We start from the raw sequence: 12,949 nt of genomic DNA, 5'->3' as shown, positions 1-12,949 counted from the left end.
GTGCGCTGGAGGCCGCGAAGGCCGCGGACGACGAACTCGCGTCGGGCGCGGAAGTGTCCTCGCGCGTCAGGTACGCCATGGTGGTCGAGCCCTTCGCGGGCACCCACTTGTCGTACTTGCCGCCGTTCCACGCCGCGTGCGTGTCGTTCCAGCCGTGCGGCAGGTCCTGGATGAACTGCAGGCCCAGGTTGTCCGCTTCGGGGCGGAAGGGCAGGATGTCGCGCTTGCCGTCGGACTGCGCCCAGACGGACTTGCCGGAGGCCAGCGTCGCCGGCCGCGGGTCGCCGAAACCGCGGACGCCACGCAGCGTGCCGAAGTAGTGGTCGAACGACCGGTTCTCCTGCATGAGGACCACGATGTGCTCGATGTCCTGCAAGGACCCGGTGCGCCGGTGGGCGGGGATTTCGGCGGCGCGGGCGATGCTGGTGGAGAGTGCGGAAAGGGCGGCGGTGCCGCCGGCCAGCTGCAGGAAACGCCGTCGGTTGACGTCCGTCATGGGGACTCCGGGGGTGTCGTGGTGGAGAGCCGGGTCAGTATGTGCGGGACTTCGAGAACCTGTGCCGGGCCCGAGGCTAACGCCGGGCGAAACCCTGGTAAACGACTGCGGTCGGACATGATCTTGACAGAGTTACGGAAGTACGTACTAATGTAGTACTTCACTATGAATGACTTCGCCAAAGACCCGGACGACCACCTCTACTCCCCCGACGTCCGCGACGCGCTGGCCGGGTTCACCCTCGGCGAGGACACCGGCGTGCTCGAAGCCGCGGCGGCGGTCCGCGTCGCCGCGCGGAGCCTCGACCAGCTGCGTTCGCTCGGCACCGGCAGCCGCGGCCTGAGCCCCGGCGCCCTCGACATCCTCATCCGGCTGAGCGGCGCGGAAGCGAACATCAAGGACCTCGCCGCGTCCGCCGGCGTCAGCTCGCGCAACGTCACCGGCCTGGTCGACACCCTCGAGCGGGCCGGGCACGCGGTGCGGGTCCCCGACCCGCGCGACCGGCGGTCGGTGCTGGTCCGCATCACCGAAGACGGCCGGACGTGGCTCGCGGAGTTCCGCCGTCCGTCGCAGCTGGCGATGGCGGCGCTCTTCCGCGGCTTCACCGCCGCCGAGACGACCCAGCTGCGGCACCTCTGCCTGCGTCTCGCCGAGAACCAGCAGCACCTCGCCCGTCACCTGGAGGACCGATGACCACCCGTGAGACCGTCCTGGCCTACTCCCGCGCCCGCTTCGCCGGCGACGTCACCGCCGCGGCCGACCAGCTCGCCGCCACGTTCACCTTCCGCAGCCCGCTGATCGGCTCCGACGACGCCCGCGGCCACCTCGCCGGGCTCGGCGGGTTCGTCAGCGTGGTCACCGGGGTGGACATGCTCAGCGAGCTCTACGGCGAGTCGGAGGCGACGCTGGTGTACGACGTGCACACGGCGACCCCGGTCGGCACCCAGCGCACGGCCGAGCACTTCCGGCTGAGCGACGGCAAGATCACGGCCATCACGCTGATCTTCGACGCCACGCCGTGGCACCCGATCATGGCGGCCGCCGGCCTCTGACCGCGGCGCCCGGAAAGCACGGTGTGGCCGGAAATCCGGCGCGAGACAGGAATTGTCACCACGCAAGCGCAGCGCCCTCGACGCGAACAGGCCATCTGCTGTTCGCGTCGGCTCCAGCAGGCGGGAATAGCGTCCGGGTCGGCGAACAATTCTCCCCGGAAACCCGAATGAGGCAGATCATGCGCGAAAACCAGGCAGGCCCGACCAGACGGTCCTTCCTGCGCAACGCGGGGCTGGCCGGCGCCGGCGCGACGGCGCTGGGCGCGCTCGGCGTCGCACCGGCCGAAGCCGGCACCCCGGACACCGCGGACAGCGCTCGCAGAGGCGGCGGCAGGTGGAGCCCGGACGGCGAGAGCCGCCAGTTCACCGTCGCCGTGATGCCGGACACCCAGTACCTCTACTGGGGCAGCCAGAACAGCATCAACCCGGAGCCGCAGGAAGCGTCGCTGCGGTACGTCATCGAGAACAGCGGCAAACCGGACAACAACATCGTCTTCCTGGCCCACCTCGGCGACCTGACGCAGGACGCCGACATCACGTCGTTCCAGGCCGTGGACAAGACGTTCGAGATCGCCGACTCCGCCGGCGTCGCCTACAGCGTGCTCGCGGGCAACCACGACGTCTCCGGTGACGACACCCGCGGCACCACGCCGTACCTCCGGACGATGGGCCCGCAGCGGTTCCGCCGCCAGAAGTCGTTCCTCGGCTCCGACGCTAGCGGCTACAACACCGCGCACGTCTTCCGTGCCGCCGGGCAGGAGTGGCTGCTGCTGGCCATGGACTGGCGCACGTCGCCCGCGGGCTTCGCGTGGGCCAACGATGTCATCAAGAAGCATCCGCGGCTGCCGGTGATCCTCACCTGCCACGAGATCGTCGGATCGACCTACGGCGACGAGGTCTACCCGTACGAGGCGGGCGATCCCGAGAACAACGCCGAGCTCTCCGGTTACGGCCAGACCGTGTGGGACTCGCTGATCAAGGACAACGACCAGATCTTCCTCGCGCTCAACGGCCACTACTGGCCTTCGGGCCGCATGACGAAGAAGAACGCCGCCGGCCACGACGTGCACCTGCACATCACGAACTACCAGAACCGGTACATGAGCGGCGGCGGCATGCTGCGCCTGTACCACTTCGACCTCGAGCGCGCCACGATCGACGTCGAGACGATCTCGCCGTGGATCCTCGAGAAGGATCCCGCGAAGCGCAACCGCATGGAGGTGCTGGAGTCGCGGCTCACCACGGCGGTCGACCGCTTCTCGATGCCGTTCGACTTCGAGCGGCGCTTCGCCGGCTTCATCCCCGTGCCGGTCCGCCCGGCGCGGCCGGCCGGCAAGGTGCTCGTGCCGGGCACGCTCGCGTACTGGCGCTTTGACAACGTTGGCGCGAACGGCAGCGCGGTCACGGCCGGCCAGCAGGTCCGCGACCTGTCCGGCCACGGCAACGACCTCACGCTGCAGGCCGTCGCCGGCACCGCCCCCGACGCACTGACCTGGACCGACGACCACCACCCCGACCAGCCGGGGCACGCCAGCCTCCGGTTCGCCGGCGGCCGGAACCCGCTGCACGGCGCGTACCTGACCACGGGCGCGAGTGCGCCGCTGAACGCCGAGACGTTCAAGCGCGGCTACACCATCGAGACGTTCGTGAAGATCCCGCGCGACTGGGACGGCGGGAACAACGGCAACATGCCGGTCCTGGTCCGCCGCGGCGCGTCCGGCGACGCGGGCAAGCACGGCAAGAACACCGACCCGAAGGAGCCGGTGGCCCAGCTCATGACCACGAACAACGGTCGTGAGGTGCAGTTCAACTGCTACCCGCTCAGCCAGACGTACCCGACCACCAACTGGAGCCACGGCCTGGCCGAGGACCAGTGGTGGCACATCGCGGTCGTCAACGACGGGCACCACACGAAGGTCTACGTCGAAAGCTCCCCGGTGGCCGACAACCCCTCCACCGACTCGGTCGGCATCGCGTCGCTGGGCCGCACGTGGCTCCTCGGCGGCCACGAGTACGGCGGCGCACTCGACAACGTGTTCCACGGCTGGATCGGCGACGTCCGGATCGTCGACCGGGCGCTGCGGCCGGAGGAGTTCCTGACCAGGTGACCCATCGGCGGCGGGTGGCCCCGGCGGTCACCCGCTGCCGCCCCGCACGCGGCGCTCATCACGCGATGCTCCGAAGACCGGGACATTTGACTAAAATCTTCGTAAAAGTCCTTACGTGACCGGGGTCACCGGTGGTCTCCTCAGTTAGGAAAGGTTCCTAACGATCGACGGAGGCACCGCACCCATGACATCCCGTACGCGCTTGGCCGCGGCAACCGCCGCGGCTCTCACGCTCGTCACGCCGTTCGCCGTCAAATCCGCCGACGCCGCCACGACCGACACCACTGCCCAAGCCGAAGCGACGTACACGCCCGCCCAGGTTCTGGCCGGTGTCAAGAAGAACAGCACGACCGCGCACAAGGTCAACTCCAAGCCCCACATCAACACCATGACGCGGTCCCAGAACGTGAACGTCTACCAGGTGGCGACGGGCGTCTACGCCTACAGCTCCGGCTTGGCCGTCGACGACGACGGCAGCGACCCCGATCCCGACCCCGACCACCAGGGCCAGACGACTTTCCAGGACAGCAACGGGAAGCAGCTGGCCGCGCACCACGTCCCCTTCTACGTGCTGGGCGACGACTGCTACGACCGCAAGTCCCCCTGCCCGCACTTCTTCTACAAGGAACACAACATCAAGGGCCGGCAGTTCGCGCTGATGTTCTACAAGAGCAAGGTGATCGGCGCGATCTTCGGCGACACGCAGACCGGTAACAACCAGACCACTTCGGACAACGACTCCCGCGAACTGGGCGAGGCGTCCGTGAAGTCGGCCTCGCTGCTCGGCATTCCCAGCAGCGGCACCACCGGCGGTGTCGACAACGGCGTGACCGTGGTGATCTTCTCCGGCTCGTCCTGGGTCGTGAACGGCACCAACTCGAACCTGAACAGCAACGCCCAGGCCCTCGTCGACAAGGCGCTGAACAGCCTCGGCGCGAGCATGGGCCTCTAGCCCGGTCCTCGGCCGGCGCACCGACCGCTGCGCCGGCCGCGGGTCGAGTCTCCCGCTCGCTCAGAACAGCGTCGCGGGCTCGATCGGCTCCGGCTCGGGCAACGCTTCGAGGCCGGGCACCAGCGCTCGCACGTCGTCGTGGAATCGGCGGGCGAGCGCCGGTGCGTCGTCGTTGTCGGGGGTGTGCAGGAACACCGTCGGCGACCGGCCCTCGCGCAGCCACCCCGCGACCACTAGCGTCCACGGCCGCCACCCCTCGACCGTTTCCTCGACCGAGTCCCGGCCCAGGTAGCGGACGACCGGCCGGTCGGTCAGCGCGCGCGTCCGCCGTGGCAGCCGGGGTTTCTTGGCCCAGGCGTCCTGCTCGGCTTCGCTGGTCGGCGGGCGCCGGAAGAAGACGGTGGTGTCGAACGGCACCCATTCGGCGTTCGCGTCGGCGAGCGCCCTCTCCAGCAACGACGTCGAGGCGGCGTCGGTGAAGAACTCCGGGTGCCGCACCTCCACGGCGCGCCGGCGGTCGGCGGGGAGGCGGCGCAGGAAGCGGCCGAGGGCGTCGACGTCGGACGGGCCGAACGAGGCGGGCAGCTGGGTCCACAGGACCGCCCGTTCGCCGAGGGGTTCGATCGCGTCCAGGAACGTCCGCATCTCGGCCTCGACCCCGGCGAACCGGCGTTCGTGCGTGACGACCTTGGGCAGCTTGACCACGAACCGGAAGCCGGGGCCGGTCTGCTCCGCCCACGTCGCGACGGTGGCCCGGGCGGGAGTCGCGTAGAAGGTGGTGTTGCCTTCGACCGCGGTGCACCAGCCGGCGTAGGCCCGGAGACGCTCCTTGGCCGGCAGCGACGGCGGCAGGAAGCGCCCGGGCCACGCCTTGTGGGTCCACATCGCGCAGCCGACGTGCAGACGTGCCACTGGCGTCTTCTCCCGTCGATCGTGACGGGAGAAAACTACTACCCGGGCCCCGGTTTCGCTGCACGGCCCCGGTGACGCGGACGGCGCGAGAACCCTCGGCGGCGGCGATGGCGGGTCAGGGCCGTCCCACGCCGGGGTCGCCGGGGTGGGGCTTCAGCGGCGTCACCGTCACGGCCATCCAGCCGTGCAGTGGCATCGACTCGAGCACCCGCCGCAGTTCCGCCTCGTCCGCCGCGGCGAACAGCCCGATCGTGTGCCACTCCCCCGGCCCCTCCGGTGGCTTCCACAGCCGCAGGATGTGGCCCTGCGCCGCGAGTTCCCCGCTGCGCGCGGCCTCGCGCCGCCGGGTGTCCGCCACCGTTTCGTCCGAGGTGCCCGGCGGCACCGTCGTCCGCATGTCGACGAGGAACTCCATCGTCGTGCTCCCTTCAGAGCCGCGAGACCTGGTAGTGGGCGATCAGCCAAGCGTCGCCGACCCGGCGCACGATCACGCTGAGGTGCACCGAAAGCACCGGCCGGTCGGTGAACGCGAAGTCCACGCTCGAATACCCGAGGATCACGTCCTCGGCCAGGCGCCGGGTCTCCACGATCCGGTACTCGGCCGTCATGCCCGGCGGCTGCGAGTCGTAGTACGCCGCCACACCGTCCCGGCCGACGCTGTACGGGTGCAGCCCCTGGAAGATCGCGTCCTCGGTGAAGGACGCCGCGACGCGCTCCGGGTCGTGCGCGTCGACCGCCGACTTCCAGGCGTCCAGCACTCCGGTGAGGATGTCCATGACGTCAGTGTCCCGCGCTCTGGCCGCCGTCGACGTGCAGGATCTCGCCGGTGACGAACGGCGCGCCCTCCAGGTAGACGACCGCGTCGACGATGTCGCCGATCTCGCCCATCCGGCCGACCGGGTGCAGGCTCGCGAGCGCGTCGTGCGTCGGAGCGGGGTGCATCGGGGTGCGGATGATGCCGGGCGACACGGCGTTCACGCGGACGCCCCGCGTCGCGTACTCGATCGCGAGGGACTTCGTGACCGCGTTCAGGCCGCCCTTGGTCAGCGACGCCAGCGCCGAGGGCACCGCGCTGTTGGCGTGGTCGGTCAGGCTGGTCGTGACGTTGACGACGTGGCCGCCGCCGACTTCCAGCATCGCGGCGATGGCGCGCTGGGTGACTTCGAAGAAGCCGCGCAGGTTGACGCCGGTCACGAGGTCGAAGTCGTCCGCCGTGTAGTCGGTGAACGGCTTGGCGACGAAGACGCCGGCGTTGTTGACCAGCGCGTCGACGCGGCCGAACGTCGCCAGCGCCCGGTCGATCACCGAGGCGCCGACGGCGGGGTCGGCGATGTCGCCCGCGACGGCCAGGATTCCGGCGTCGCCCGACGGGGTGATGGAGCGCGAGTTCGCGACCACGGCGTAGCCGAGCTTGCGGTACGCCTCGACCACGGCCGCGCCGATGCCCTGCGAGGCGCCGGTGACGACCGCGACCTTCTGGGTGTTCATGGTTTCCTCCTGGTGGGTGTGCTTCCGGAGCCGAGGATGTGCCGCGCGGAACCGGCCCGCCACGACCGGTTCGCTCTCAGCTGGAAGGCCCGGGCTCCCACCGCACTAAGCTCCCGGTATGGAGCTACGCCAGCTTCGGTACTTCGTGGCCGTCGCCACAGAGCTGAACTTCGGCCGGGCCGCGGAGCGGCTGCGGATCGCCGGGCCTTCGCTGTCCCAGCAGATCAAGGCGCTCGAACGCGACCTCGGCGTCCGCCTCTTCGACCGCGACCGCCGCTCGGTGCGGCTCACCGAATGCGGCGAGTCGCTGCTGCCGCGGGTGCTCGCGTTGCTCGACCAGGCGGACGAACTGCGGCGCTCGGCCGCGGGGATCGCCGCGCGGGAGCCGGTGCGGCTGGGGTACGTCAACTGGCACCCCGCCGACCTGCTCGACCGCGTCGCGGGCGTCGCGCACCTGCACGTCGACACGTGGGTGCTGCCCTCGCACGCGCAGCTGCGGCGGGTCGCCGACCAGAGCATCGACCTGGCGATCTGCTGGGCGCTCACCGCCGACCTGGCCGAGCACGACCTCGAAGCCCGCCTGCTCGGCGCGGACCGCCTCCACGCGATCGGCACCGGGACCGCCGAGGTGGCGGCGAGGGACGTCGTCGTGCTCGTCGACGCCGACACCGACAGCTGGGCGTCCTGGAACCGCTACGCCGAGGAGTTCGCGCGGGTCACCGGCGCCCAGGTCGTGCCCACCCACGACGGCGGCGTCACCGGCCCGGCGTTCTTCGACCACGTCCGCCGGCTGCGGCGCCCGGTCCTCAACTCCCCGAAGGGCCAGACGACGCCGGTCCCGCCCGACCTCGGGCGCCGTCCGGTCACCGGCCCGGCGCCGCTGTGGACGTGGTCGCTGGTGTCCCGCCGCGACGAGACCCGCGCACCGGTCCTGGCGACGATCGAGGCGCTGACCCGGGACGTCGGACCGCTGGACCTCGACACCGGCTGGGTGCCCGCCGACGACCCGCACGCGGAGCTCAGCCGAACGCCCGCACCGCCACGGCCTGCCAGTCTTCCCACGTCTTCAGCCGCGCCCGGTACTCCTCGGTGACCGCGGCGAGGGACTTGCCGAGGAACATCCGCAGCGGCGGGTCGGCGGCGTCGACGAGCTCGAGGATCGCGGCCCGGGTGGCGTGCGGGTCGCCGACGTCCCAGTGCCCCTCCGGCACTGCCGGGTAGTCCGGGTTCGGGGTGCTCCGGCGCGCGCCCACGGCCAGCCAGTCGGTGGCGTAGGGGCCGGGCTCCAGGTTGGTGACGTGGATGCCGAACTCGGCGACCTCCTGGGCCAGGGACTGGGAAAGCCCTTCCAGCGCCCACTTCGACGCGTGGTAGGCGCCGATGCCCGGGAACGCGACGACCCCGCCCTCGCTCGTGACCTGGATGATGTGCCCGCGGCGCTGCTCCCGCAGGATCGGCAGCGCCGCCTGCGTGACCCAGAGCGCGCCGAAGAAGTTCGTCTCCAGCTGGGCGCGGACGTCGGCTTCGCTCAGTTCTTCGACCCGGCCGAAGTGGCCGTAGCCGGCGTTGTTGACCACGACGTCCAGGCCGCCGAAGTGATCGGCGGCGCGCCGGACGGCGGCGAACGCGGCGTCGCGGTCGGTGACGTCGAGCTCGAGCGGGAGGACCGCGTCGCCGTACCGCCGCACGAGGTCGTCGAGCTGAGCGGGGGTGCGCGCGGTGGCGGCGACGCGGTCGCCGCGGTCGAGGGCGGCCTCGGCCCAGTGGCGGCCGAAGCCCTTCGAGGATCCTGTGATGAACCAAATCATGTCTTCCATGCTGCGCCGGTCGAGGCATGAGCACCAGCGATGTCTTCGCACTGCTGCTGTGCGCATTGCTCATGGCTAAGCTGACGGCATGGCAGAAGTGACGCTGACCGGCCTGCGGGTGATCCGCGAAGTGGCGGCCACGGGCTCGTTCACCGCGGCGGCCGCGTCCCTCGGTTACACGCAGTCCGCCATCTCGCGGCAGGTCGCGATGATGGAAGCCGCCGCGGGCACGGCGTTGTTCGAGCGGCACGCCCGCGGGGTGCGGCCGAGCCCGGCCGGGGCGCTCCTGGTCCGGCACGCCACCACCGCACTGGCCGTCGTCGACACCGCGGAGCAGGAGCTGGCCGGCCTGCGCGACCGGCTGGCGGGACGTCTGTCGATCGGCGCGTTCCCGGCCGCGGCGGCGGTCCTCGTCCCCCGCGCGCTCGCCGTGCTGAGCACCCGGCACCCCGGGCTGGCCGTCACGCTCGAGGAAGGGGCGACCCCGGCGCTGCTCGCCCGGCTCCGCGGCGGGCGCACCGAGGTCGTCGTGATCGGGGTCGGCGCCGGGCTGCCCGGCTACGACCTCGCGGGCCTGCAGCAGGACGTCCTGGTCGAGGACGACCTGCGCGTCGCGGTCCCGGCCGGGCACCGGCTCGCCCACCGGCGGCGGGTGGACGTCGCCGACCTGCGCGACGAGAAGTGGATCGCCGGCCGAGGCGGACGCGGAGAGCCCCAGTTCGGCGCCTGGCCGACCCTGGACGAGCCGCGCATCGGCCACGCGGTCCACAGCTGGACGACCCGCCTGGGCATGGTGGCGGCCGGGCTGGGCGTCGCGCTGCTCCCGGGCGTGGCGGCCGCCTCCGTGCCGGCCGGCGTCGCGGTGGTCGCGGTCGAGGACCCGGCGTGGCGCGGCCGGGCGGCGGTCGTGGTCACCCGGCACGGACGTTCGGCGGGGGCCACCGCCGTCGTCGGCGCCCTCCGGGAGCAGGCCGCCCACCGGCCCGGCTGACCGGGGGAAGAAACCTGCCCACGCGGGACCGGCGGCCCCCGGGGACAATCGGGGGCATGGAGCCCACCGGTCAGCCCAAGGAGCTCGGCGACTTCCTGAAGGCGCGCCGCGCGCAGCTGAGCCCGCGGGAGGTCGGCCTGCCGGAACCCGCTTCGCCGCGCCGCGTGGCCGGGCTCCGCCGGGAGGAGGTCGCCGGGCTGGCCGCGATCAGCGTCGACTACCTGACGCGGCTAGAGCAGGGGCGCGTGCAGGCGTCTTCGTCGGTCCTCGCCACGCTGGCCCGCGCGCTCCGGCTCAGCGAGGACCAGCAGTCCTATGTGTACGAACTGGCCGGCAAGCCCTTCCGCCGGCCGCGGCGCCGGGCGGGCGAGAAACTGCGCCCCGCCATGAAAAGGCTCCTCGACCGGCTGGCGGAGACGCCCGCGATGGTGCTGGGCCGCCGGCTGGACGTGGTGGCGTGGAACGCAGCGGCGGCGGCGCTGTTCACCGACTTCGCCCGCTACCCGCCGAACCGCCGCAACTACGTGTACCTGCTCTTCGCGGACGCCTCGGTGCGCGCGCTCCACACCGACTGGGAGGAGGCGGCCCGCACGGCGGTGGCGGCCCTGCACCTGGAGGCCGCGCGCGACCCGGACGCGCCGGAGCTGGCCGAGCTCGTCGGCGAGCTTTCGGTGCACCACCCGGATTTCCGCACGTGGTGGGCGGCGCACCACGTCACGAGCGCGGGCTACGGGGTGAAGCGCTACCGCCACCCGGTGGTCGGCGACCTGACCCTGGACTGCGACATGTGGGAAAGCCCCGACGGCAGCGGCCAGCGGCTGATGGTCCTGACGGCGGAACCGGGCTCGGCGGCGCACGAAGCGTTGCGCATCTTGGCTTCGTGGACCGCCGAGCCGGTCACCGGGTGAGGGCGACGTAGCCGTCGGCGAGCAGATTGCCGGTGTGGCTGCTCCAGAGCGTTCCCGAGGCGATGAACCAGTGTCGGCCGCTACCGCGACGGCAATGTCCAGAACGTCCTCCGGTGCGAAAGCCCGGGCGGCAACGGCGAAGTGCTGCCGGGGTAGCGACGCTGCTGGACCCCCAACGATCGCCGGACCCGGGTGGCCCGGCGATCCGCGCGCGTGGGTCAGCTGCCGTGCACGTCGTACGTCATGTGGTAGTCCGCGCCCGCCAGGGCGTTGAAGAACGCCGTCAGCGTGCCGATTCCCGCCTGCGAGTCGGTGATCGTCACCGTGCCGAGGGTGTCGTCCTTGCCGCCGTCCTCGTCGATCAGCGTCACCTTCGCCGAACTCGTGAACGAGCGCAGCGTGTTGAGCGTGACGCTGTCGCCCTTGCCCAGCTTGTGCGGGCCCGAGACGGTGCTGCCGTTCACCTGCACGACGACCTCGTCCTTGCCGATCAGGTCGTCTTTCTTGACGCACTTCAGGGTCTTGATGTGCAACTCGGTCATTCGGGTTCCCTCCAGGACATTCTTCGTTTTCCTGAAGACAAAGGGACCCGCGACCGCCCCCAGATACACGCTCAGCGGCGGACCAGCACCGCGGCCGCGACGATGCCGGCCACCACGACCGCCGCCAGCGCCAGCATGCTGATCCCCATGCCGTGCGCGAAAGCCGTGCGCGCGGCCACCGCCAAGTGGTCCCCCGCCGGGCCTTTCGCCACCGCGAGCGCGCCCGCCAGCGAGCCCTCCGCCGCCTCGCGCGCGGGTGGCGCGAGTGCCGCCGTCGCCGAGCGAACCGAATCCCGGTAGCCGGCGGCCAGCACACTGCCCACGAGCGCGATCCCCAGTGCCGCACCGATTTCGCGCGTCGCGTCGTTGACCGCCGACGCCACGCCGTACTGCGACGGCGGCACGTTGTCGAGGATCGCGCTCGTCGCCGCCGGGGCCGTCACCCCGATCCCCGCGCCCAGCACGCACACCGCGATCGCCAAGGCGGCATAACCGCTTCCCGCGTCCAGCTGTCCGATGAGGACCATCCCCGCGACGACGACGGCGAGGCCGGCGCACGTCACCGTCCCCAGCCCGAACCGGCGCACCAGCGGCGCCGAAGCCAGCGACAGCGGGAACAGCGTCACCGCGACGGGCCACAGCGCCAGTCCCGATTCCAGCGCCGAATACCCCTGCACCAGCTGCAGGTACTGCGCCAGCGCGTAGAACATCCCGAACGCCGCGGTGAACTGCACGGTCACCGAAACCGACCCGGCCGCGAAGGCCGCGTTGCCGAACAGCCGGACGTCGAGCAGCGGGGACGCGCGCCGCAGCTCGTACCCGGTGAACAGCGCGCCCAGCACCAGCCCGCCCGCGATCGACCCGAGCACGGTTCCGTCGCCCCAGCCAAGATCGGCGACGCGCAGGATGCCGAACACCACCGCGCCGATCGCGAGGGCGCTGAGCACCGCGCCGACGACGTCGAACGCGTGCGGGTGGCGGTCGCGCGACGTCGGCACCGTCAGGCTCGCGGCCACCAGGACCACGGACAGCACCGCCGGCCCGAGGAACACCGAATGCCACGAGAAGTGCTCCAGCAGCACCCCGGCGAGCACCAGCCCGCCGAGCCCGCCGACGCCGGCCACCGCGGCCCAGGTCCCGATGGCCCGGCCGCGCCGCTCCGGCGAGAAGCTCGCGGTGATGATCGACAGCGTGGCCGGCATGATCATCGCCGCGCCGAGCCCGGTGACGGCCCGGGCCGCGATGATCCACGCCGACGTGTCGAGGAAGACGGGCGCGGCGCAGCCGGCGGCGAACACGAGCAGGCCGGCGACGAGCACACCGCGGCGGCCGTGCCGGTCGCCCAGCGCGCCGGCCGGCAGCACCAGCGCGGCCAGCACCAGCGTGTAGACGTCGACGATCCAAGTCTGTTCGGCCTGGCTCGCGCCGGTGTCGGCGGCCAGCGCGGGCAGCGCCGCGTTCACGATCGTCACCATGGCGATCACCAGGCCGACCGCGGTGCACATCACGCCGACCGTCCACGCGCGGCGGCCGGTCGACAGCGCCACCTCGTCGGACTGCGCCCGCATGCACCCCACCCTTCGGTCTCCCCCGACGCTAGTTCCGGGTACCGAGACTGACGGCGGGGTCCGGTCTCGGTTCCCATGGCCGAGCGGATCGGGCAGTCGACGCCGACGAGGTGCGCGGTGTCCT

Annotated in this window: 15 protein-coding genes; 7 read left to right on the top strand and 8 right to left on the bottom strand. The window is 71.8% G+C overall.

Annotated features, from left to right (window positions below; genetic code table 11):
* Positions 1-496, bottom strand: a 496-nt coding sequence (locus ABZ342_RS41790; protein WP_360485563.1) for an alkaline phosphatase family protein, incomplete at its 3' end; no start/stop codon positions are given.
* Positions 497-661: 165 nt separating this feature from the next.
* Between ABZ342_RS41790 and ABZ342_RS41785 the strand changes: the two genes are divergently transcribed.
* The 4 genes from ABZ342_RS41785 (at position 662) to ABZ342_RS41770 (ending at position 4,608) form a co-directional block, all read left to right on the top strand.
* On the top strand, positions 662-1,189 hold the full coding sequence (locus tag ABZ342_RS41785) for a MarR family transcriptional regulator (RefSeq protein ID WP_360485560.1): 528 nt from the start codon (positions 662-664) through the stop codon (positions 1,187-1,189).
* Entirely contained in the window at positions 1,186-1,548 is a 363-nt protein-coding gene (locus tag ABZ342_RS41780; protein ID WP_360485557.1) for a hypothetical protein, read from the top strand. The genes ABZ342_RS41785 and ABZ342_RS41780 overlap by 4 nt, the downstream gene beginning before the upstream one ends.
* Positions 1,549-1,727: 179 nt before the next feature.
* Positions 1,728-3,656 (top strand): LamG-like jellyroll fold domain-containing protein, encoded by a 1,929-nt coding sequence (locus ABZ342_RS41775; RefSeq protein ID WP_360485554.1) that lies wholly within the window; start codon positions 1,728-1,730, stop codon positions 3,654-3,656.
* A gap of 184 nt (positions 3,657-3,840) precedes the next feature.
* Positions 3,841-4,608, top strand: coding sequence for a glycoside hydrolase family 75 protein (locus ABZ342_RS41770; RefSeq protein ID WP_360485551.1), 768 nt, complete (start codon positions 3,841-3,843; stop codon positions 4,606-4,608).
* 60 nt (positions 4,609-4,668) lie between these two features.
* Here the strand turns inward: ABZ342_RS41770 and ABZ342_RS41765 are convergent, their stop codons facing one another.
* The 4 genes from ABZ342_RS41765 to ABZ342_RS41750 form a co-directional block, all read right to left on the bottom strand.
* Positions 4,669-5,493, bottom strand: a complete 825-nt coding sequence (locus ABZ342_RS41765; RefSeq protein WP_360485567.1) for a DUF72 domain-containing protein — start codon at positions 5,491-5,493, stop codon at positions 4,669-4,671.
* 142 nt (positions 5,494-5,635) lie between these two features.
* Positions 5,636-5,935: a muconolactone Delta-isomerase family protein gene (locus tag ABZ342_RS41760; protein ID WP_360485548.1), complete on the bottom strand. Its 300-nt coding sequence runs from the start codon at positions 5,933-5,935 to the stop codon at positions 5,636-5,638.
* Between the two features lie 13 nt (positions 5,936-5,948).
* Positions 5,949-6,296: an SgcJ/EcaC family oxidoreductase gene (locus tag ABZ342_RS41755; RefSeq protein ID WP_360485545.1), complete on the bottom strand. Its 348-nt coding sequence runs from the start codon at positions 6,294-6,296 to the stop codon at positions 5,949-5,951.
* 4 nt (positions 6,297-6,300) lie between these two features.
* Positions 6,301-7,008, bottom strand: a complete 708-nt coding sequence (locus ABZ342_RS41750; protein WP_155542956.1) for an SDR family oxidoreductase — start codon at positions 7,006-7,008, stop codon at positions 6,301-6,303.
* A 118-nt stretch (positions 7,009-7,126) separates the two neighbouring features.
* On the opposite strand from ABZ342_RS41750, the gene ABZ342_RS41745 reads away from it, so the two are divergent.
* On the top strand, positions 7,127-8,101 hold the full coding sequence (locus ABZ342_RS41745; protein WP_360485542.1) for a LysR family transcriptional regulator: 975 nt from the start codon (positions 7,127-7,129) through the stop codon (positions 8,099-8,101).
* Here ABZ342_RS41745 and ABZ342_RS41740 read toward each other — a convergent pair.
* Positions 8,028-8,825, bottom strand: coding sequence for an SDR family NAD(P)-dependent oxidoreductase (locus tag ABZ342_RS41740; protein ID WP_360485539.1), 798 nt, complete (start codon positions 8,823-8,825; stop codon positions 8,028-8,030). The genes ABZ342_RS41745 and ABZ342_RS41740 overlap by 74 nt on opposite strands.
* Positions 8,826-8,904: 79 nt before the next feature.
* Between ABZ342_RS41740 and ABZ342_RS41735 the strand changes: the two genes are divergently transcribed.
* Positions 8,905-9,807, top strand: coding sequence for a LysR family transcriptional regulator (locus tag ABZ342_RS41735; protein ID WP_360485536.1), 903 nt, complete (start codon positions 8,905-8,907; stop codon positions 9,805-9,807).
* Positions 9,808-9,863: 56 nt separating this feature from the next.
* Positions 9,864-10,715, top strand: a complete 852-nt coding sequence (locus ABZ342_RS41730) for a helix-turn-helix domain-containing protein (protein WP_360485533.1) — start codon at positions 9,864-9,866, stop codon at positions 10,713-10,715.
* Between the two features lie 218 nt (positions 10,716-10,933).
* Here ABZ342_RS41730 and ABZ342_RS41725 read toward each other — a convergent pair whose 3' ends face one another.
* Positions 10,934-11,257: a hypothetical protein gene (locus ABZ342_RS41725; protein WP_360485530.1), complete on the bottom strand. Its 324-nt coding sequence runs from the start codon at positions 11,255-11,257 to the stop codon at positions 10,934-10,936.
* 71 nt (positions 11,258-11,328) lie between these two features.
* Entirely contained in the window at positions 11,329-12,825 is a 1,497-nt protein-coding gene (locus ABZ342_RS41720) for an MFS transporter (protein ID WP_360485527.1), read from the bottom strand.
* Positions 12,826-12,949: the final 124 nt, after the last annotated feature.

The organism is Amycolatopsis sp. NPDC005961 (genome assembly GCF_040629235.1).
Lineage (GTDB): Bacteria > Actinomycetota > Actinomycetes > Mycobacteriales > Pseudonocardiaceae > Amycolatopsis > Amycolatopsis camponoti.
The sequence above is the reverse complement of the archived record's forward strand: the minus strand, read 5'-3'. Positions and strand labels throughout refer to the sequence as shown.

What these genes read in the sequence shown, in the direction of transcription:
- ABZ342_RS41785 (WP_360485560.1), top strand. Translation starts at nt 662, where the DNA reads ATGAATGACTTCGCCAAAGACCCGGACGACCACCTCTACTCCCCCGAC.
- ABZ342_RS41780 (WP_360485557.1), top strand. Translation starts at nt 1,186, where the DNA reads ATGACCACCCGTGAGACCGTCCTGGCCTACTCCCGCGCCCGCTTCGCC.
- ABZ342_RS41775 (WP_360485554.1), top strand. Translation starts at nt 1,728, where the DNA reads ATGCGCGAAAACCAGGCAGGCCCGACCAGACGGTCCTTCCTGCGCAAC.
- ABZ342_RS41770 (WP_360485551.1), top strand. Translation starts at nt 3,841, where the DNA reads ATGACATCCCGTACGCGCTTGGCCGCGGCAACCGCCGCGGCTCTCACG.
- ABZ342_RS41765 (WP_360485567.1), bottom strand. Translation starts at nt 5,493, where the DNA reads ATGTGGACCCACAAGGCGTGGCCCGGGCGCTTCCTGCCGCCGTCGCTG.
- ABZ342_RS41760 (WP_360485548.1), bottom strand. Translation starts at nt 5,935, where the DNA reads ATGGAGTTCCTCGTCGACATGCGGACGACGGTGCCGCCGGGCACCTCG.
- ABZ342_RS41755 (WP_360485545.1), bottom strand. Translation starts at nt 6,296, where the DNA reads ATGGACATCCTCACCGGAGTGCTGGACGCCTGGAAGTCGGCGGTCGAC.
- ABZ342_RS41750 (WP_155542956.1), bottom strand. Translation starts at nt 7,008, where the DNA reads ATGAACACCCAGAAGGTCGCGGTCGTCACCGGCGCCTCGCAGGGCATC.
- ABZ342_RS41745 (WP_360485542.1), top strand. Translation starts at nt 7,127, where the DNA reads ATGGAGCTACGCCAGCTTCGGTACTTCGTGGCCGTCGCCACAGAGCTG.
- ABZ342_RS41740 (WP_360485539.1), bottom strand. Translation starts at nt 8,825, where the DNA reads ATGGAAGACATGATTTGGTTCATCACAGGATCCTCGAAGGGCTTCGGC.
- ABZ342_RS41735 (WP_360485536.1), top strand. Translation starts at nt 8,905, where the DNA reads ATGGCAGAAGTGACGCTGACCGGCCTGCGGGTGATCCGCGAAGTGGCG.
- ABZ342_RS41730 (WP_360485533.1), top strand. Translation starts at nt 9,864, where the DNA reads ATGGAGCCCACCGGTCAGCCCAAGGAGCTCGGCGACTTCCTGAAGGCG.
- ABZ342_RS41725 (WP_360485530.1), bottom strand. Translation starts at nt 11,257, where the DNA reads ATGACCGAGTTGCACATCAAGACCCTGAAGTGCGTCAAGAAAGACGAC.
- ABZ342_RS41720 (WP_360485527.1), bottom strand. Translation starts at nt 12,825, where the DNA reads ATGCGGGCGCAGTCCGACGAGGTGGCGCTGTCGACCGGCCGCCGCGCG.